Source organism: Lutispora sp. (genome assembly GCF_041687175.1).
GTDB lineage: Bacteria > Bacillota > Clostridia > Lutisporales > Lutisporaceae > Lutispora.
The window spans coordinates 1-18375 of record NZ_JAWLCK010000052.1 but is presented as its reverse complement, the minus strand read 5'-3'; the positions used below and the strand labels follow the sequence as shown (position 1 = coordinate 18375).

General features: G+C 34.7%; 23 protein-coding genes and 2 tRNA genes. 20 read left to right on the top strand and 5 right to left on the bottom strand.

The features are described 5' to 3' along the window. The first annotated feature begins 52 nt into the window (after nucleotides 1-52). Nucleotides 53-129, top strand: a tRNA-Arg gene (locus ACESM9_RS08960). A gap of 272 nt (nucleotides 130-401) precedes the next feature. On the opposite strand, the gene ACESM9_RS08955 is transcribed toward ACESM9_RS08960, so the two are convergent. The 3 genes from ACESM9_RS08955 to ACESM9_RS08945 form a co-directional block, all read right to left on the bottom strand. Continuing rightward, nucleotides 402-2051 (bottom strand): DUF3883 domain-containing protein, encoded by a 1650-nt coding sequence (locus ACESM9_RS08955; RefSeq protein WP_372997426.1) that lies wholly within the window; start codon nucleotides 2049-2051, stop codon nucleotides 402-404. A gap of 608 nt (nucleotides 2052-2659) precedes the next feature. Then, a complete protein-coding gene (xerC, locus tag ACESM9_RS08950) occupies nucleotides 2660-4120 on the bottom strand; it encodes a tyrosine recombinase XerC (protein ID WP_372997424.1) in 1461 nt (486 codons plus the stop codon). Nucleotides 4121-4122: 2 nt separating this feature from the next. Then, nucleotides 4123-5223: a DUF6076 domain-containing protein gene (locus tag ACESM9_RS08945; protein ID WP_372997422.1), complete on the bottom strand. Its 1101-nt coding sequence runs from the start codon at nucleotides 5221-5223 to the stop codon at nucleotides 4123-4125. 172 nt (nucleotides 5224-5395) lie between these two features. On the opposite strand from ACESM9_RS08945, the gene ACESM9_RS08940 reads away from it, so the two are divergent. From ACESM9_RS08940 to ACESM9_RS08895, 10 genes are read left to right on the top strand one after another with little or no spacing between them, the layout of a single operon-like run. Beyond that, nucleotides 5396-5614, top strand: coding sequence for a hypothetical protein (locus ACESM9_RS08940; RefSeq protein ID WP_372997420.1), 219 nt, complete (start codon nucleotides 5396-5398; stop codon nucleotides 5612-5614). Continuing rightward, a complete protein-coding gene (locus tag ACESM9_RS08935; RefSeq protein WP_372997418.1) occupies nucleotides 5607-5852 on the top strand; it encodes a DNA-binding protein in 246 nt (81 codons plus the stop codon). Before ACESM9_RS08940 ends, ACESM9_RS08935 begins: the two co-directional genes overlap by 8 nt. Before the next feature lie 11 nt (nucleotides 5853-5863). After that, nucleotides 5864-6601 (top strand): replication protein, encoded by a 738-nt coding sequence (locus tag ACESM9_RS08930; RefSeq protein WP_372997416.1) that lies wholly within the window; start codon nucleotides 5864-5866, stop codon nucleotides 6599-6601. Continuing rightward, nucleotides 6601-7962, top strand: coding sequence for a replicative DNA helicase (locus tag ACESM9_RS08925; protein WP_372997414.1), 1362 nt, complete (start codon nucleotides 6601-6603; stop codon nucleotides 7960-7962). The genes ACESM9_RS08930 and ACESM9_RS08925 overlap by 1 nt, the downstream gene beginning before the upstream one ends. Before the next feature lie 13 nt (nucleotides 7963-7975). Beyond that, nucleotides 7976-8230 (top strand): hypothetical protein, encoded by a 255-nt coding sequence (locus ACESM9_RS08920; RefSeq protein ID WP_372997412.1) that lies wholly within the window; start codon nucleotides 7976-7978, stop codon nucleotides 8228-8230. 41 nt (nucleotides 8231-8271) lie between these two features. Then, complete coding sequence (locus ACESM9_RS08915; RefSeq protein WP_372997410.1) at nucleotides 8272-8661, top strand: hypothetical protein; 390 nt, start codon at nucleotides 8272-8274, stop codon at nucleotides 8659-8661. Between the two features lie 37 nt (nucleotides 8662-8698). Then, a complete protein-coding gene (locus ACESM9_RS08910; RefSeq protein ID WP_372997408.1) occupies nucleotides 8699-9244 on the top strand; it encodes a terminase small subunit in 546 nt (181 codons plus the stop codon). Next, a complete protein-coding gene (locus ACESM9_RS08905; RefSeq protein WP_372997406.1) occupies nucleotides 9241-9552 on the top strand; it encodes a hypothetical protein in 312 nt (103 codons plus the stop codon). Before ACESM9_RS08910 ends, ACESM9_RS08905 begins: the two co-directional genes overlap by 4 nt. A 34-nt stretch (nucleotides 9553-9586) precedes the next feature. Then, the gene (locus ACESM9_RS08900; RefSeq protein ID WP_372997404.1) at nucleotides 9587-9814 is read left to right on the top strand and encodes a hypothetical protein; all 228 of its coding nucleotides are present in this window, start codon (nucleotides 9587-9589) and stop codon (nucleotides 9812-9814) included. Nucleotides 9815-9829: 15 nt separating this feature from the next. After that, nucleotides 9830-10561 (top strand): hypothetical protein, encoded by a 732-nt coding sequence (locus tag ACESM9_RS08895; RefSeq protein ID WP_372997402.1) that lies wholly within the window; start codon nucleotides 9830-9832, stop codon nucleotides 10559-10561. A gap of 11 nt (nucleotides 10562-10572) precedes the next feature. Here ACESM9_RS08895 and ACESM9_RS08890 read toward each other — a convergent pair whose 3' ends face one another. Next, on the bottom strand, nucleotides 10573-11118 hold the full coding sequence (locus tag ACESM9_RS08890) for a stalk domain-containing protein (RefSeq protein ID WP_372997400.1): 546 nt from the start codon (nucleotides 11116-11118) through the stop codon (nucleotides 10573-10575). 356 nt (nucleotides 11119-11474) lie between these two features. Between ACESM9_RS08890 and ACESM9_RS08885 the strand changes: the two genes are divergently transcribed. Together ACESM9_RS08885 and ACESM9_RS08880 are read left to right on the top strand one after the other, a co-directional pair. After that, a complete protein-coding gene (locus tag ACESM9_RS08885) occupies nucleotides 11475-12056 on the top strand; it encodes a GIY-YIG nuclease family protein (RefSeq protein WP_372997398.1) in 582 nt (193 codons plus the stop codon). Between the two features lie 34 nt (nucleotides 12057-12090). After that, a complete protein-coding gene (locus ACESM9_RS08880) occupies nucleotides 12091-12357 on the top strand; it encodes a hypothetical protein (RefSeq protein ID WP_372997396.1) in 267 nt (88 codons plus the stop codon). 259 nt (nucleotides 12358-12616) lie between these two features. Here ACESM9_RS08880 and ACESM9_RS08875 read toward each other — a convergent pair whose 3' ends face one another. Further along, complete coding sequence (locus ACESM9_RS08875) at nucleotides 12617-12805, bottom strand: hypothetical protein (RefSeq protein WP_372997394.1); 189 nt, start codon at nucleotides 12803-12805, stop codon at nucleotides 12617-12619. A gap of 155 nt (nucleotides 12806-12960) precedes the next feature. Here ACESM9_RS08875 and ACESM9_RS08870 point away from each other — a divergent pair, with 155 nt between their 5' ends. The 7 genes from ACESM9_RS08870 (at nucleotide 12961) to ACESM9_RS08840 (ending at nucleotide 18368) form a co-directional block, all read left to right on the top strand. After that, the gene (locus tag ACESM9_RS08870) at nucleotides 12961-13167 is read left to right on the top strand and encodes a helix-turn-helix domain-containing protein (RefSeq protein ID WP_372997392.1); all 207 of its coding nucleotides are present in this window, start codon (nucleotides 12961-12963) and stop codon (nucleotides 13165-13167) included. Between the two features lie 462 nt (nucleotides 13168-13629). Further along, a complete protein-coding gene (locus ACESM9_RS08865; RefSeq protein ID WP_372997390.1) occupies nucleotides 13630-14736 on the top strand; it encodes a DnaJ domain-containing protein in 1107 nt (368 codons plus the stop codon). A gap of 545 nt (nucleotides 14737-15281) precedes the next feature. Beyond that, the gene (locus ACESM9_RS08860; protein ID WP_372997388.1) at nucleotides 15282-15551 is read left to right on the top strand and encodes a hypothetical protein; all 270 of its coding nucleotides are present in this window, start codon (nucleotides 15282-15284) and stop codon (nucleotides 15549-15551) included. Between the two features lie 74 nt (nucleotides 15552-15625). Further along, nucleotides 15626-16597, top strand: coding sequence for a tyrosine-type recombinase/integrase (locus ACESM9_RS08855; RefSeq protein WP_372997386.1), 972 nt, complete (start codon nucleotides 15626-15628; stop codon nucleotides 16595-16597). Further along, complete coding sequence (locus ACESM9_RS08850) at nucleotides 16581-16850, top strand: helix-turn-helix domain-containing protein (RefSeq protein WP_372997384.1); 270 nt, start codon at nucleotides 16581-16583, stop codon at nucleotides 16848-16850. Before ACESM9_RS08855 ends, ACESM9_RS08850 begins: the two co-directional genes overlap by 17 nt. Nucleotides 16851-17036: 186 nt before the next feature. After that, a complete protein-coding gene (locus tag ACESM9_RS08845) occupies nucleotides 17037-17909 on the top strand; it encodes an Abi family protein (RefSeq protein WP_372997382.1) in 873 nt (290 codons plus the stop codon). Between the two features lie 331 nt (nucleotides 17910-18240). After that, nucleotides 18241-18368: transfer RNA gene (locus tag ACESM9_RS08840), tRNA-Arg, on the top strand. Nucleotides 18369-18375 lie beyond the last annotated feature (7 nt).

Below are 18375 nucleotides of genomic sequence, written 5' to 3'. Positions count from 1 at the left end.
GCGATTGACAAAACAGGCATTTTTATATAATATTTTAATGTAAGTCAACAATGCACCTATAGCTCAGCAGGATAGAGCGACGGTTTCCTAAACCGCAGGTCGGGGGTTCGACTCCCTCTAGGTGCACCATTTATGAGATTAGACACTGCAAGAGATTGCGGTGTTTTTTATTTTTGAAATTTTGTTAACATAATTAGTGCCTGGGGATTATTTGGGGATTATTGAGCTAAAAAGGTGAAAAAATTTACCTCGAATTATGAAAATTATCATAGATTGAAGCCGGGATATAGCGCAGTTGGCTACTCAACTGAATGGCATACGTATACGATGTCAACGTAGTATTAGAGCCAGATGGGGATATATACAACGCATAAGAATGTTTGAAGAAACAAGAATATGATTTACTTATTTTTTCTTAACCATTTAGTATTTGATTTATTGAAAGCAGTAAGCTTAGATAATTCAGACCTACACTTATCTATCATTTCAAATGAAATAATCTCACACTCACATTCATTTAGTAGTTCTGGATTTATGTCTACACAAAAGCTAGAAGAGCTAATATAGCTACTATGTCCAATTTCTATGCTTGAAGTTAATGAGGCATAATCTAAATTAAAGAAAATTACTGGGTTGTTAAATTTTGTATATCTGATAATTTTATTTTTGTTATCAACTTGAATCAATAAAATATAATACTTGTTCTTGTGTGAGTCTGCAACCTTTAACTCGTTGGCTGATATAAAAAAATGTTTACTGCAGGTGGTTTTAATCTCAAAGTAATAGGAATTATTTAAATGGTCGAATACTTTAAAGTCATAACCTAAATAGCATCGTCTGCTTACATCTTGAATAGCTTTATAAGAAGAAAGCAATATTTGCTCTGCCAGTTTTTCACCAAATCTTCCTAAATTAGAACGGACATCCAACCAATCTGGAGTCTGTTTATTCTCATCGTCAGTGCCATCAGGTGCATTAATGTTTTCATTATCATCTTCTTTACTATTTTGCTTATCTTCATTAGTAAAATTTACTGGCGTACTTTTTAATATGGAATATATGATTTGCGTATGTTCATAATCATTGTCAAGATTTTGATTATCATCTATTCTTATCAATAACTTTTTTAGTGGATTCCACTGACTCTTGTTTTCACCATATCGGTAGCACAATTTTTCAAAAACATGCCTCTCTACTTTATCTGAATCAAATAATAGTTCACTTCGCAATCGTTTAAAGTAATCAAGTTTACCGGACTTCTCAATGAAATTTATAGGCTTTTTTATCTCTTTACCCAGATAGTCTGTAAGGATTTCATGGACAATACGACCTAGTCTATTATAACTTATTACTTCTGACAAATTCCTTCTTGTTCCTTTTTTAAAAATATGACCATTGTCTTTTAGAGGTAATTTATTTGTCTTTGAATTAGGGTTAAAAGTCTTCTCCATTTCTATCGAATCATTAACTTGATGAAGAATATCGATGAGTTGTGTAGGAACAATTATTGTTCTACTTTTTTCACCTACGATTGATATACTATTATAAGATAGTTGTTCAATTTTCAAAAACCTTATTTCTTTACACTCTTCTCCAATAATTCCCTCATAAATTAAGAATATTACCGCTTTTCCTCTTATATCGTGTTTTGGATTATCTAGTATTTTATATATATCTTCTTTTTTTAGGTATTGTATTTTTGAAAAAAGTAAAAAGTTTTTTTCTTCTTCTGTAAATTTACTAACATCAAAAGTTAAAGGGGTATTATATTCTTTTGAATACCATTGTTGATATTTTTTTATTGTAGAAATATGGACACTTAATGCATTAGGGGTATCGGGTTTTAAGTGGTTTTTGAAAAGTGAAGTAAAATCATTTTTATTAAATAATGAAATATCCTTATGAGCATGATTCTTTTCATAAGGCCAATATTTTTGCAAACTATAACTCGCTGTCTTTCTTGTCGATGGGGTCTTATATTCTTCGATTAGGAACTTTTTCTTAATTTCGGAGTTATAAAATGTTAAATAGGTGAACTCATCTTGTTGCATAGAGATTCCCCCCTAGTTTATGATAGTGGATAAGTGACTATAATTATTTACCATATATTTGTATTATATATATATTAATATTTAGAAACAAGGTAGTACATAAAAACTTGTTAAAGGGCTAGATGTTTGTTACTTTGAGGTCAATAATTGTAGAATTATAAAAATCACGATTAACTATAGTTGTAATGCTAAGTATTGGACATGGTGTTCATAAGAGTCTATCATAAATTACTGAAAAACAAGCAAATTTGCAACTTTATTACAACCCATAAAAATCTGAATAAACTATTGAGAATACTTAGAGTATATGGGATATAACCATATGGTTAGAACCAGATGAGCTACAGCCATATGTTTTTCCTTTGATGCTCCCCAGGGTGCAGATTATACGGGTGGCCCAATGGCATCCTATGATGTTTCCGGGCAGCATCATTAGCTCAGGTGCCTTACTGAATGAGCCTTAATGGGCAGGCGCACACACTCAAGAGACGTGTGTAGAAGCAAATTTCATGTATGGATTCCAACAAGTGCACCGATAATGTACCAATTTCACATCCTCCAGGATAGCTGATATGCACATAGAAATAAGAACAAAAAATAACAGGCTGCTATGCCTGTTTGGATTGTTCAGAGCTATCTTTTTTCTTGAACAAATTTTCGAGTTTATTTGCTGCTTCTATATCGGGTTTTTTAAGGGCATGGCTATATATATCTGTTGTGGTTGAAGTTCTTGCATGCCCTAACCTAGAACTAACGGTTGTTACATCTACACCTTGACCAATTAGTAGAGTAGCATTTGTATGCCTAAGCCCGTGGAAGTTTACTTCCGGAAGGAGGTACTTTGACTTATCCTCTTTTGATATCTTCTCATCTTCCATAATTTTTTTGTTATGTTGCTGAATAAACTTGTGAAACCATTTTGAGGGTGTATCTGGGAACATTGGTTCCCCGTTCCATGCAGTAAATAGTCGGCCACTATCAACCCATAGATCATCTCCTAGTTTTGCTTTCTGCCCGTTATGCCAAAGTTTATATTGCTTTAACAAACTGATAACTGTACCCGGAAGAGAGATAATTCTTTTGCTGCTTTCATTTTTAGGAACTTTTGTGAATGTTCCTTCACCGGGTAGATATTGCCCGGCTTGTCGTATCTGAAGTAAGCCTTTTTCAAGAGAAATATCATCCCACTCTATGCCGGCCAGCTCGCCTAAACGCATACCACCATATACAGCAAGATTAATCATAGTTCTATATTTTAATGGCTCCGCTTCCATCAATTGAAGGATATAATCTGTTTGTACCTCGTCAAAATGTTTAGCTTCTGCTCTTTCGGGAGAGGGAGGCTTCACCCTGGTTGCCGGATTAATCAGTATAAGCTGCCACTGTACTGCAGCGGTCAGTATAGAGGAAATAAGCCTATGATGATGTAAAACCGTTCTTTCTGACAGGCCTCTGGGTTCACCATTTAGAGAAAATATACTATCGAGTTTTACCTCAAGGGTTTTGGTGACAGCTTGAGCGGTTTTGTGAGAAACTGACATACCGGACAGCATACCGCTAAATGTTCTATCGCTTATACCGGATAACTGGGCTATATCGATGTGTGAAAGGCCTCTATCACTTAACAGGTTTTGCAACTCAGGTTTGGCTATATATTTTGCATCTATCCGGATGCCGTTTTCCCGGAGGTTGTTATAAAATGAGGTAAGGTGCGTCGGCTGCAGTTTTGATAGCTTAATATGCCCCAGTGCAGGTATTATTCGAGTATCTAATAGCTCTTTGTATCGGTATAGGGTTTTAGGGGCCAAATTTGGCTCTGCATAATCCTTAAGCCACTTTTCAATAAACTGCTTGAATGTGAGTTTGTCCGCATCTAGGTATGTGCCTCGCTCAACCTCTTCCTGAAATAAAACAGATTGCCTATCAAGTTCCTTTTCTTTCTGCTTCTCCGTGAGCTTGGGATCCAGATTAATAGTCTTATGCTTTTTGATTTGTTTGCCATCTGAATTATAACCGGCTGAGACTGTTATACGGTAAGAACATTCACTTCGTTTTTCAATGCTTGCCATGATTATACCTCCAGTTTTTTGAGTTTTTCTAGAAAAACTTCTAGTTTCATGTTCTCGATAATTGCCCTATCTCTTAGCTCCCTGGCTTTTTCGGACCATTTATAGAATTCATTTTGAGTAATCTTCTTTATCCTAACACGGCTGTTCATTTTTTTATATTCTCTTTGAAATTCTCTTGTAATGGGATTGCTTTTGCTTTTCTCAAGGTACTTTTTGGTTGCGCCAATTTCACGACATGTCTTAGATGAACCAGGGGCTAACCGATTGCAGTACTCTGTATCGATTCTACCCTCAGGAATAAATAGTTTTCCGCAGTTTTTACATGAGTTAACAACTATATTGTTTTTTAGCATTTCCATTAATTGAGTAATACAAATACTATCCAGTGTATCACATGTAATAATCTCATTTAGTTCAAAGTGAGTATTTGAAATTGCTTCAATTAAATCTTCCTTACTCATTTTATTTTCGTTGATATTAAATTCATCCATAGGAAATATTTCATATTTTTTGTTTGCTCTGTATCTTGATACACTTTCTCTTTCCTTACTATACTTTATTCTATGGTCTGGATAGCCCATATCAAACTCTTTCTTCTTTTTGACTCGTTTTTCTTCGTAGTTTACAAAATAGTAATATCTTTGGTACGGGTTTAATTTCTGATGGATTTCTGATGTAGTGTTAAGAAAACAAAACTCAATAATTGTTTTGAACTCAGCTTGTAGTTTTTGTATTCCACTTATTGAATGTGACAAGTTACTTACGAGAGATCTAATTTCTATGTTTATCCTTTTTGATTCACTATGTGTACTGAAGAAATATTCTGAACCATAGAATGAATGTATTCTATAATCTCTAAAGTAAATGTGCTTTTTCTTAAATTCAGATATTAGGTGTTCTACCTCATATACTATAACGTGTGGAATTTCTTCTTTATCGATATCAATATTTGCTTTGTTATATAGTTTATCTAATATTTCATTAACCTGTGAAAAATCAAGCTCAATAAAATCTATCATTGATGTACCTATTGAATTTGAATAGATGATATTATTTTCTTCATCTCTAAAATACTCTGTTTTGTTTGAAAAGATGATATTCATAGAGTAAACCTCCATTTGGAAAATAGTTAAAATAAATAAATGGAATTATATATAATACATGTAAATATTATCTCACACACCTTGACAACAAGTCAAGGTATTATTTATACTATAGTAAAAGAAAATGGAAAATATATAAAATAATTATCTATTGTCAAAAGGAGATTATACTATGAATGAACTTAAGCAAAGAATTAAGAGTGCTTGCTTTGAAAAAGACTTGCCTATTTCAAACATGCTAATGAGTGCTGGAATACAGTCAGGAGATTTTTACATGGCGATAAATGGAAAAAAACCTTTCTATCGTGGCTGGCGAAAAAGAATTTCTGAAGTACTTGATAAAAGAGAAGAAGATCTCTTTCCGGAATTTACGGAGAAGGAGTATGAATAGCATGGCACGTATGAGGACAATTAAACAAACAGTTTTGCACATAAAACTAACTGACCCAGATACAGCTGTTACCGAATGGTGGTTACGTTCTATGTTAAAGACTGATAAATTAAAGCACCATATGGCAGGGAACAAATATTTAATTGATATTGATTATTTGGAAGAGTACTTGAAAAATCCACCAGAAGAAGAAAAGCAAGAGGTTGAATATGGTATATTGCGTAAGGTGAATGGCTAAGGGGTGAGAATATGGCAAGCCCACAACTTGAAAATGGGTATGTCCGGATTGCGAATGACTTAATAGAGGCATTGGCGAGAGCAAAATTAAATGGCACTCAACGAAGAATTTTAGACGTAATAATTCGAAACACATACGGATACAACAAAAAAACCGCTTCCTTATCAGATTCTTTTATAAGCAAGGCAACTGGAATACATCAAAAGCAGGTAAATAGAGAAGTAAATAATCTTATTGATATCTTTATAGTCCATCTTGAATATAAGGGAGATTACAATAACCCCAGGAAGATTGGACTAAATAAGAATTTTGAAAAGTGGAGAGGTAACGAAAACATTACATGTAACGAAAAAGTTACTACCAACGAATTAGTAGACAAGAGTAGTAACGGAAACGTAGAAAAAGTACCAACTAATCCGTTACCCAAAAAAGACATATTAAAGACAGATATAAAGACAAATGAGTATGAAGATTTTTTTGAATTAATCTGGAATCTATACCCTAAAAAGAAAGGCAAAGGTCAAGTAAGTGACACTCAAAAGAAAAAGCTCTATAAAATCGGTATTGAGGAAATAACAAAGGCTATAGAGCGATGCAAGAAAGAAAAGACGGAAACAGACCTTAAGTACTGGCAGAACGGAAGTACATTCTTTAATAGTGGATATGTGGACTATTTAGACTCTAATTACGAAGAGCAAACCAAAGTAGAGGGAGACAGCCAACCTACCGATTGGAGGTGGAAAAGATAATGTACAAGCAATTACCTTACTCAGAGGAAGCTGAACAAGTCGTTTTAGCTGCTATGATGCTAGACACAGGCTCAATTCTAGAGATATTAAGTGATCTAAAATCAGAAGATTTCTATAAATTAGAGCATCAAGTTATATTTGAAGCAATAAGAAAATTAAATGAGGTAGGCTCTCCGGTTTCTCCAATAACTGTTCATGACAGTATAAAAAAAGGCGGTGAGGATAACATTGGTTTCTCTTATCTGTCCAGATTAGTAACCAATGCTTTCATACCGCAAAATCTTGAATCTTCAATTTTTAGTATAAAACAAAATAGCTCTCAGCGTCAATTGATAAAACTTGTCGGCAGGCTGAAAGAAGAAACGCTAAATACTCAGGATATCAATAAAGTGATTGAAGAGGCTATTGTGAATATACAAGGGCTGGGAGTTTCCAGAAATATAGAGAATTACTATCTACCTGATTTACTGGACAGTACCCTACAGGAAATAGAGTACAACTGCAGCAAGGATGGATTGGCTGGAATATCATCGGGGTTTGAAGACTTGGATCGTTTGACTGGTGGATGGCAGCCTGGACGATATTATGTGCTTGGAGCTAGGCCGAAAATGGGTAAGACAAGCTTATTCTGCCAGATAGCTTCTACATCAGCTGCACAGGTGCCGACGGTTATATTTTCACTGGAAATGACACGTCGGGAACTTACTAAATTGCTTCTCTACCAACAAGCGCGGATAGATGGGGAGCTAGAGCAGACAGGGAAACTAAAAGATATTCATTTTGATAGAATGGGTAAGGCTGTATCTGTCTTACATAATCGTATGCTTTGGATTGATGACCGGAGCCGGAGTATTCCACAAATTATGAAATCTCTGAGGGGCATTCAGAAGGACTGTGAGAAGCGTAGAAAAAGAAGTATAGGGCTAATTGTGATTGACTATCTTCAACTGTTACAAGGTGATAAGAAACTTAGCAGAAATTATCAGCTTGAAGAAATCAGCCGCTCACTAAAGGAACTGGCAAAAGACTTTAACTGCTGTGTGTTGGCTTTGGCTCAGGTCAATCGATCAGTAGAAGAGAGGAAGGATAAACATCCTCTTCCATCAGACTTAAAGGACTCAGGATCATTCGAACAGGATGCTGATGGGCTTATGCTGCTATACCGGGATGCCTACTATCAAGGGCCGAACGAAAAGAATTCAGTAGAGTATCAATTTGGAGATGAAAAGGTAATAGCTGATATTACAGACTTGAATATGTTTCTTAACCGCCATGGGAAGCCAGGCAATATAATGCTTGATTTTCTTACTTCTTATCGTCGTTTTGTTGGACATGGGGATAATGCTAACCCATTTGAGTAAAGGAGGTATTAAAATGTGCGATATTGATATGATGCCATATGAATCAATAAAAAGATATATCAATTTCAGAGAACGGCAGGTTATTAAGTGTGAGGCTATATTAACGGATGAAGAGTTTAAAGCTCTTGAAAATAGGCTTGGGAAATTAAGAAAAGATGATTATATATCATCGGTAAAACTTGCGGTTTTAACATCTCAGATCAGGTCAATGAAGCAATGGAACAGGGAAAACAAAAAAAACAATAAGTGTGGTTATATGGCTCTTTAGCCATACACATATAAATTTATGAAAATCAGGAGGACTAAAGAATGAAAACAGAAATTACAAAGTACAACTATGAGAAGGTAATAGACCTGCTTAATGATATAGCAGCAGGAAGCAATTATGCAACTAAGAATGCAAACTTTTATGGTGTTACAAGCATAACAGCTGAGTTGGGACACAATTTCAATTCTGATCCAGAGTTGGAGGCTGGCTATGACGGTGGCGGTGAAGATTATATCTGCATCAAGTTTAACTTTGAAGGCGGCGGAGAGGCTTGTATAAGCTTTCGGCCGGATGAAGAGCATTGTGAGGTAACAAAGGAAATGGATGATCTTTGGATATTCCACATTGAGCCAATACCGGACTATGTTGCTAGAGAAAAGGATATGCTTGATTACAAACTTAAAGAGTATGAGGAGTACATGAAAAGCTAAATTCTCCGCTAGAGGGAAAGAAAGGCGGTGATAGATATTGCTAACCGACAAGCAAAGAAAATTCATAAACGAATATCTAAAAGACTTAAATGCTACACAGGCAGCTATAAGAGCCGGTTATTCAGAAAAGACAGCATACAGTATAGGTGTAGAAAACCTGAGAAAACCTGAAATTCAAGAAGAAATCAAGAAGCGGCAGCAAGAGCTTTCAGATCAGGCTGAGGTCACTCAAAGCATGTTGATCCAAGAGTTATTAAAAATTGTGAAGTTTGATATAGGCGACTATGTAAATTACAAGACTGTAAAAGCCATAAATGGATATGACGGAAATGGACAACCTATAACTGGCTATCAACAGGTTATAGACCTTAAGGATAGTGAAATAGTTGATACCTCGCTTATACAGGAAATAAAGAACTCTAGAGGGACTATCAGTATCAAAGCCTATGACAAAATAAAAGCCATAGAGATGCTAGGAAAACACCTTGGACTATTTGAAGGCCCCGAGATTCAGAAGTTGATAGACCAGCTGCAGAAAGATATGGAAGAACTAAAACAAAGTATAGGAGATGATAAGAAGTGAGTAAAAAAGCTGAGTTATTAAAACTACAGAAGGAACTTTTGCATATCAAAGAAAGGGTTTTGCCTAATGATGAAGCAGATATGATAGAGAAAATTCAGAGCATGCCTTCTGATGAACTCATTGAATTTTTGGCAAGGTCTGATGTTGAGGAATATGGTGTTACCCATGAATATGCAATTCGAAGAATAAAAGACTGTAGTCTTCCTGCACCTATTCCTGATATTAAGAATTCAGCAGCTTGTATAGAGTTTTGGAGAAAAAGAGGTATTTTGTTGTATGGAATAGACAAGGTACCAGAACAAAAATAAGGATTAAACAAAAGATGAAGGAGAGTGTAATAAAATGATAAAGAAAAATGTGAGTATTAAGGAAGTAAAACCGGGTATAAAAAACGGAGAGTCACATGATTGCGAAGATTATTGGGTAATCAGTCAGTTCGAGGAGGGTACTCCGGATAATATTTATGAATATCAGCGCATTTGTGAAAAGTGTGGTCGTGTAGAGAAGGTTGTCGAGAAACTTGAATCCCGCACTTTTAAGGATGTATACAAGCAGTTCCATGAAATATAGAATTGAGGTGATTGTATGCCAACATGGACAAGTATAAATGCAGATACATTTAAAGACTTTCAAATAGCTTTTAACAGATACATGGAGTATTTTGTTAGTCACTTAAGTAGTAAAAATGTTAAGCGACTAGATACCAATGAAACAGAGATAAAAAGCAAAGACGGAACTACATATATAAACGGCCCTTTACTTGAAATGCGAGATGCCGCTCTTACAATGAGACTAAGGCAAGGATATGATAAGACTACAGGTAAGTTTGTATATCAATTATTCGATGAATCAGGGGATATTACAATAGACCTCGACTCAAACGGTGAAGCTACATTTAAAGGGAATATTGAGACACTTAAAAATGCCTTTGTTGGAAATGATTTGTATTTAGGCTCAACCGGATCTGTTACAAAGGCATTGAGATTTAGATCTAGTACAAAAGATATAGTTTTTCGTGGTTATGTAGACAACGGAGTAGCAAATATTGGTATAGGACTTCTTGATAAAACAGATGCAAGTAATGCTGCTATGGATTCAATGAACGGTAACATGTTCATATATGGCAGTATGGTATTGATGTCAGGAGGGACTTCAAACAATGGCAACTTGATTGTAGATGGCAAATTCGGATGCAACGGGGCAAATGCACAGGAGAGCTACTCAGTCAACGGTGAAGCTGCGGAGGATTTAGCGGAAGTAACAGAGTTAGTGAATCAATTACGACAAGCTTTGATAAACAATGGCGTTTGTGCATAAGAAAGGAAGCGTTAATTGCTTCCTTTATAAGTTCTATCAGGCGGGATATTCAAATAACAACGTATGAATTTATCATTAGTGTCTTGTAGGAATAAGTACTCTTCTGCGAAATATCCCTTAATTGTGGCGCCGACTACAAATTCTAAAGAAGTGCTTGGCGAGCATCCATATGTTTTATTATTAGAATCTTTTACCCAGACTTCCGTTGAGTTTACTTCTAGTACATAGAAATCACTGGTTACAATAGTTTCTTCGGCAGATTGTGGTGTAGGAGTGGTTGTGGTGATCGGTTTTGGATTTTTATTTACATCTATCCTTTTATCTGTATCATTAAATACAACTGTAGCATCAAAATATTTTGCAATATCCCCCAAGGCTAAGTATGTCCGGCCATTTATGTTATATGCTTCAACTTCTGCTTTCTCTCCGTTGATAAAGATAGGGAATTGATTTATGAATGCTGTCAATGAGTCCTCTGCAAAGCCAGATATGAATATAGCTGACAACAGAATAGCACATGTAATAAAGCCAACAATAAACTGTTTGACATTTTTCATCCGTAAAACCTCCGAAATACATATTTGTTCTTCTTTCTCATAGTATATACCTGTTTTACAAAAAAATACAATATGGAAAGATGGAATTATGGCTACAGGACTTATTATCGTGATTACTGTTTCTTACAACTCATATATGAGTGTGGTAGTTGATTTGAACAAAATTGCAAGAATAGGCGATATTGAGGATATTGTAGCACATGTAATTAAATTACGGAATTTGTTTACAGTACAAACATTAAAAGTACAATATTGAATTTATGGAATAATATAGGAGGAGTATTGGGTAATATAGAGAATACTTCCTTAGTGAGGTTTAAAAAGTAGAATAATAACGGACCAGGAAAGGTGAAATTATGGAGGGTTATGTGTATGTCTTAAGTAATGAATGTATGCCAGGGGTTTATAAAATTGGATGCACTACAAAGACTGTAAAAGGGAGGATTAATGAGTTATCAAGCTCAACTAGTATACCATTACCATTTGTAGAAGAATTGAGTTTTTTTGTTTTTGACGTTGATAAAGCTGAAAAAAAGATGCACGAAGAACTTAAGGAGTATCGGATTAACCAGAATAAAGAATTTTTCAGAGTTGACATAGATGTAATAGGAAAAGCAAGTAAATGTCTATTTGATGACTATAGAGATATTTTAAGTAAACTAAGTGAAGATGTAAGATTTACTGGGGCAATGTACTATAGCGAAAGATATAAATCTTTACTAGATTGCAACCTGAAGGCGTTAAAAGAACGAGGGTACAGATTTGATTCTTTCTGTGACATATTTATGAAAGGAGATTCTTATTATCAAGCGACTTGCTATTCGAAGATATGTACACAAGAGGAATATCAAGCGTGGGTAAAAGCGCAATGTGAAGAGGATATACCCGGTAATGCAGGAGCTGAGCAGAATAATAATGAAGAAAAACCAGAAGAATAATAAAATTGTGGTTAAAAAAGGGGGAGGTAACACTATGCCTAAGAAGAAAAGAATATTTTTATCGCTTGTTTTGTTAGTTATAGCTGCACTATCCGTTGCATATTTCTTTTATATTAATGAATTACCAAAACAGCTGATGCTGGATGCACAAAAAATGAATGAATATAAGAATTTAATATTACGAAGCTTTAATGATATTTTGCAGTCAAGATTTATTGCAGCGACGATTATATATATTTCAATAATTACTATTCTTCTAATTGTAACAGTTATGATGGTAAGAAATTGGAAGCAAGTATAGAGATGACATCACTAATTATTTGATAAATAAAGAAAAAACACAAGTTTTAGTGCGCCGGGCATTATAACTCGCTTAACTGTCCTGATTATAGCGGGTATCTTATATTAATTAAAATACTGGAAACAAAATTGACATGATTGAACGTACAACGTGTAATGATACTAAACCTAGAAAATTAAAGTATGAGAGCGAGACTTAGACCATTAACAGAAAATGATTGATCATAGTTAAAAATAAGTGGGAATGACTCCCACTTATTTCATATGTTCAGAATGTCTTTTATTTCATACCTTCTTTCGTTAACAACTATAGCGGTAAGATTTCTAATTAGCTCGCTTGATTCTAATAGTTCATAGTACTGGTTTTTTAATTCTGATAATGCTACTTGATCTTGTATTCCCGGATTATTATTTTTAAGAGTGCAGTTCACCTTATTTTTGTTTTGCATACCAAACCCTCCTAATACATTAATTATTGTAATATGTACTAACTACATTGTACTCTATGTATTGGATAATGTCAATATAATATTGTAATATTTACAAATCATGAGTGATTATGTACAATAATATTGGTAATTAATATTATTAAGGAGGAGTAAGAATGATTAGATTTAAGCTAGATAGGATAATGTTTGAAAAAGGAAGGATGAAAGTACCTGAGCTTGTAGAGAAGAGCAATATAAATAAAAATACACTGTATTCCATATACAATAATAATACTGTACGAGTTGATTTATCTGTTTTAGACCGTTTGTGCAAAGCTTTAGAGTGTCAACCGGGAGAACTATTTGAATATATTTTAGATTAGTCATTGCATTAATAGAGCAGCTGAGGGAGATAGAATGGAAGACAATAATATTATGAAATATTGGGATAAGGATTATGAGGCCAAAGTAAAAGCGGATGGATATGAGTTTTTACTTCTTTGTACTCGTCAATATCTAGCGAGATATGCTCCGGGTTTAGTAGGGGAAAAGGTGTTGCCGAAGTCTAAATATCGGCATTGGCAACACTAATAAAGATAAGCAAAGATATTTATATCCAAATGTCTATTTTTCAGAGGTATAATATATTACCTATATAGATAAAGTTGCTTAAAACTAATCGTAGCAAGCGTTTTAAGCGACTTTTTTGTTGAAGTTCCCTAGTAATATAAATGCTTATCACAGAAATCCCATAAGGGACTATGTAGAAATTATGGTATATTATAGAAGGATATATTGTAAAAAAGTAGAATTATAAGTTAGAAATGTTCGAGGGGGTTGTTTATATGACCTACTATGACATACTAGAGGTTAGTTCAAGAGCATCAAAGGAAGTTATCGAAAAGGCTTATAGGGTTTTAGCCAAAAAGTATCATCCGGATGTAAATCCACTAGAGCAGAGAGCACAATGCGAAGAATATATGAAAGCCATTAATATAGCATATGAAACATTAATAGATGATGAGAAAAGAAGGCAATATGACGAAGAACTCAATACTTACAACACTCCGGAAGATATACATGGCTCAGGTGAAGAACAAATAGATCCAGAATTTGCGGAAATACTTAAGCCTAGGCCTTGGCCAAGATATTTTGCCAGGAGCATAGATATGTTTATAGGGGGATTAATTGTGGCATTTGCATGGAGCTATTTAGATGTAGCTTCGTACAATGCAATAACTGAGAAAATTAGTGGGTATGTTCTAGGGGCGGTTTTATATTGTATTTGGATATTTGTTGAATCGTTTATTACATCAATAACTGCAACTACACCGGGCAAGTGGATTTTTAATTTATATATTCTAGATAAGTACGGGAATAAACTTGATTATAAAACATCTCTAAAAAGAAATTTCCTTGTATTTTTTAGGGGTTTAGGGCTAGGGATTCCACTAATATCTTTATTCACCTTAACAAATGCATATAATAGAGTAAACACAAGTGTTTTTGCTAGTTGGGATATTGATTGCGGTACCGTATCGGTATCTAAGAAAGGAAGTGCTCCTAAAACAGTTTTATCTGCACTTATGATAATTGCTTTAGTTGCTGGAATAGCTTATTTAGAGATATATCAGGACAAAGTAGAAAAACAGCAGCAGGCGTTTGCCCAACAAATGAATGAAATGTATGAAAGTATAGAAAATGAAGAAAAGGCACTTACTTATATGCAAAGTGAACTAGATTCAGAATACCAAGAAATTATGGAACTTGAAGAACAATTGGTAATATGGCAGGAAAGTGATTCAGGCAAGTATGATGATAACTATCCGGCTTATGAGCAGATGATAGACGATTACAATAGTAAACTTGAAGAATTTGAAAGCAGAAGAGAAAAGCATAATAAATCAATTAATGAGTATAACAAGCAACTTGAAAATGATAATGTTCAATGATCTTTAAAACAAAGAGTTTTAATCACTTTGATACAAATTATTCTTCAATAGGCTATTAAGCGTTTAAATGCCGTACAATCAATTTGGTAGTATTAGAGTATTACTGTAAGTGTTTTCGTTGCAAGAAGACAGCAAAGCGTGAGAATAGGCATAGGATATGTATATATGATATTAAATTAGCACATACACTTGACATAAATTGTATTGATTGGTACTATAAATTTATAGAGATTATTTTTAACAGGGGAGTAGACACCGAAACCCGATGCTAAAATTCCTCGCAACGAGGTAGTGTTTAAGTAATTTAAGGGGTATATGTTTTTTAACATATTTGTTGATACGACACTTATAAAGTGTTAAGGTTGGATTACGAGATTCATTAATGAATCTATTGTGAGTGAAAAAATGTTTAATGGCTTATTATGTCGTTAGACATTTTGTTATTTAACAAGTGAAAAAATGCAAAATAAGAATCTAGTTTAGAAGGGCTATGTATGCCTGCCTACACTAGATTTTTTATTTGAAAAATTAAGGAGGTCGGTGTGATGAGCGCTAGAAAAATCATCAATTTCATAAGCTACTTAATTTTGTTAGTGCTTATAGGAGTGCTACAAGACAGCAGGTCTATAACTGCAGCGTGTCAGCATTATCAATGCGCCGGAATAGAAGCTGCCGGTATGACACAGCCGCTGGCTTATGCCACCGATTTGGATGCGGCAGGTACTACTCAACAGGCAATAGCCAAATCAATACTATATGGAGACAGAGGGTTCGCCCAGGCAAAGAAGCCCACAGAAATGAATATATGTAAGTAATTCGATACTGAGAAATATTAAGGAAATGAAGTATCGTTCCCTCTGCTCCTGGTGCGAAGCGAAAGGAGAATATTATGAAAGAAAAGACAGAGAGAATTTTTAAGAACCTCTTAGCTCAAATCGAGCGTATATCCAAGCATGCACGACAGGGTAGTTTCAAGACCAGGGAACGATACAAAGGAGCGGTAATCAGGTTTATTATGTTTCTAGCAGAGGTATTCAAGCTGCAGAAGTTTGCCAACGTACAGGACAAGCATATAAGCGCATATATTAAGCACATGCAGGATAAAGGATTAAGTGCAAGTACTATCAAAACTGACTTAGCAGCTATACGGTACTTCCATGATCAATGTCCGGAAGCAAAGTATGTTATAAGCGATAACGGCGCATTTGAATTGGAGAAGCGTTTATTTGGTGGAGTAGATAGAACATGGTCCCAAATTGAGTTTACCGGCATGGTTAATATCGCTTGGGAACTAGGGCAGACCCGTATAGTTTATGTGTTATGCTTAGGAAGATATCAGGGACTAAGAATACATGAAGCTCTACGATTGGACAGAGCAGCGGCAGAAAGCGCTCTAAAGGCCGGTATTCTACATGTGAAAGGCAAGAACGGAAAAGAGCGGGATGTACTACTTAGATCACAGATTCGCAGAGTGTTCCATATACTGTTGGAAGAAGTATCTCGAGGAGAGAAACTATTTATACTGCCCAGTGAGAAAACTCATTTGGTGATAAAGCAGATCCAGAACTTTATAGTAAGGCATCGTCATAAGGTTGCCGCTTCAGGTAGAGTAACTAATATGACATTCCATGGCCTCAGGCACACCTTTGCTGCTGAAGAGTATAGCAAGAGGATTGCAGCAGGTATGAGCGAGTATAAAGCTCGAAAGGAAGTAGCAAAGATTCTAGGTCATGATCGTGATGATGTAACAGATATATATACCACATCCGTTGTGAAACGGACACAGTGTGTCCGTGGTGGGGTAGCCAAATTGTATATATCACCTACAGAGGAAGGGGGTAGCAATGAAAATGACAGGTAGAAAGATGTCCAGTGTTATAAGCAGAACTACATTAACCGCAAAAGAAGCAGCGGAATATCTCGGAATATCATACTGGTTTGTCACCCAACTAGTGAAACGTAAAAAACTCCCATGTATTCGGATGGGCAATAGACTTCTGTTCCGTACAGAGACTTTGCAACAATATCTTGATAAGCTCGAAGCTGAATCTGTAGAAATTGAGGAGCCAAGTAATGAATATGGCAGTCTAAGAAAGGTAAGAGATTATGATTAGCTATAGTGTGATAAGTGGGGAAGCCATCGGGTTACCGATTTCATTCATATTATATAATTTTTATAAATTATATAAACATATTGACTATTTATATAAAATAAGCATATAATTAATTATGAGATAGACCTCGCAGCGCCTCTTAATAATGCGTACCATTGCGGGGTTGATTTTTTTTGGGGGATAATTATGATGCCAATGATAAAGCCTGCAACTACTTATGAACAACAAATTGAATTACTAGAAAAAAGAGGTTTAATAATCACAGATAAGAGTAAGGCTAAAGAGATGCTGACACGTCTAAACTACTATACATTTTCTGGCTACTTGCATGATTTTAAAGTTGGTGAATGTAAATATGTTGATAACCTGTCATTTGAAAGAGTTTATAACATAATAGAGTTTGATAGAAGACTAAGAAACTTACTAATGTATGCAATTGAAACAATTGAACATACTTTAAAAACTAAGATTTCTTATAACTTTGCTCATAGCTTTGGCCCATTGGGGTATTTAAATAGTGATGTATTTAAAGATAAAAAGGAACACGATATTTTTATAGAGAAGTTTAAAAATAGTATGAATAAAAATAAAAAATTACCATTTGTAAAACATCATATAGATAAATATGGAGGTAAATTGCCTATATGGGTTGCTACTGAAATATTTACAATGGGAATGGTTTATTATTTTTATAATAATATTCCAACGAAAAACCAAAAGGCAATAGCGGCTGAATTTAATACTGGACCCAGGCAGCTTCTCAGTTGGATAGAGAACATTACTTATCTCAGAAATATGATAGCACACTATATGAGATTATATAACTTTAAGTTACAAAAAACCCCTATAAAATGTAAATATAATCATAAATATAAAGAAACTTCATATAGGGTGTTTGATATTATATATATAATGAACTTTCTTATATTCGATAGCAAGGAATGGAATAATTATATAGTCTCAAATATTAAATCTTTGATATTAGAATATGAAGAAGATGTTAATATAAAATGTATAGGTTTTCCTGAAGATTGGGAAAAAATATTAAAGAAAGTTTAAGTACTCTTGACAGGAGGCTTTCTCACACCTGGAAGTCAGTGACCTGTTATAAAAAGGAATTAGCCAACATAATGGAAAAAGCGACGCATTTAAATGCCCTACAATAGTTTGGGTAATAATAGAGTATTACCGAGGGTGTTTTCGTGGCAGGAAGGTGGCAAAGCGTGCGAATGAGCATGGGATAGGAATGCATATGATATATACCATAGTATTGGGGATTACTGAAAATAAGAAATATTGATATTACTTAATTGACGTCAGCATCATTGGGGATTGTATGGGGATTATTTGGGGATTAAAGTTGCAAAAAATGGCCTAAAACGACCTAAGAGCACCTAAGGTATAATATGGTAATACAAGCAATATCAATGCGTACCTAACAATACTTAAGTTTACCATAAGCTATGTTTCGGTTTCCTAAACCGCAGGTCGGGGGTTCGACTCCCTCTAGGTGCACCATATATGA

Coding starts and splice junctions, on each gene's coding strand:
- ACESM9_RS08955 (WP_372997426.1), bottom strand. CDS start 2,051: ATGCAACAAGATGAGTTCACCTATTTAACATTTTATAACTCCGAAATT.
- xerC (WP_372997424.1), bottom strand. CDS start 4,120: ATGGCAAGCATTGAAAAACGAAGTGAATGTTCTTACCGTATAACAGTC.
- ACESM9_RS08945 (WP_372997422.1), bottom strand. CDS start 5,223: ATGAATATCATCTTTTCAAACAAAACAGAGTATTTTAGAGATGAAGAA.
- ACESM9_RS08940 (WP_372997420.1), top strand. CDS start 5,396: ATGAATGAACTTAAGCAAAGAATTAAGAGTGCTTGCTTTGAAAAAGAC.
- ACESM9_RS08935 (WP_372997418.1), top strand. CDS start 5,607: ATGAATAGCATGGCACGTATGAGGACAATTAAACAAACAGTTTTGCAC.
- ACESM9_RS08930 (WP_372997416.1), top strand. CDS start 5,864: ATGGCAAGCCCACAACTTGAAAATGGGTATGTCCGGATTGCGAATGAC.
- ACESM9_RS08925 (WP_372997414.1), top strand. CDS start 6,601: ATGTACAAGCAATTACCTTACTCAGAGGAAGCTGAACAAGTCGTTTTA.
- ACESM9_RS08920 (WP_372997412.1), top strand. CDS start 7,976: ATGTGCGATATTGATATGATGCCATATGAATCAATAAAAAGATATATC.
- ACESM9_RS08915 (WP_372997410.1), top strand. CDS start 8,272: ATGAAAACAGAAATTACAAAGTACAACTATGAGAAGGTAATAGACCTG.
- ACESM9_RS08900 (WP_372997404.1), top strand. CDS start 9,587: ATGATAAAGAAAAATGTGAGTATTAAGGAAGTAAAACCGGGTATAAAA.
- ACESM9_RS08895 (WP_372997402.1), top strand. CDS start 9,830: ATGCCAACATGGACAAGTATAAATGCAGATACATTTAAAGACTTTCAA.
- ACESM9_RS08890 (WP_372997400.1), bottom strand. CDS start 11,118: ATGAAAAATGTCAAACAGTTTATTGTTGGCTTTATTACATGTGCTATT.
- ACESM9_RS08885 (WP_372997398.1), top strand. CDS start 11,475: ATGGAGGGTTATGTGTATGTCTTAAGTAATGAATGTATGCCAGGGGTT.
- ACESM9_RS08880 (WP_372997396.1), top strand. CDS start 12,091: ATGCCTAAGAAGAAAAGAATATTTTTATCGCTTGTTTTGTTAGTTATA.
- ACESM9_RS08875 (WP_372997394.1), bottom strand. CDS start 12,805: ATGCAAAACAAAAATAAGGTGAACTGCACTCTTAAAAATAATAATCCG.
- ACESM9_RS08870 (WP_372997392.1), top strand. CDS start 12,961: ATGATTAGATTTAAGCTAGATAGGATAATGTTTGAAAAAGGAAGGATG.
- ACESM9_RS08865 (WP_372997390.1), top strand. CDS start 13,630: ATGACCTACTATGACATACTAGAGGTTAGTTCAAGAGCATCAAAGGAA.
- ACESM9_RS08860 (WP_372997388.1), top strand. CDS start 15,282: ATGAGCGCTAGAAAAATCATCAATTTCATAAGCTACTTAATTTTGTTA.
- ACESM9_RS08855 (WP_372997386.1), top strand. CDS start 15,626: ATGAAAGAAAAGACAGAGAGAATTTTTAAGAACCTCTTAGCTCAAATC.
- ACESM9_RS08850 (WP_372997384.1), top strand. CDS start 16,581: ATGAAAATGACAGGTAGAAAGATGTCCAGTGTTATAAGCAGAACTACA.
- ACESM9_RS08845 (WP_372997382.1), top strand. CDS start 17,037: ATGATGCCAATGATAAAGCCTGCAACTACTTATGAACAACAAATTGAA.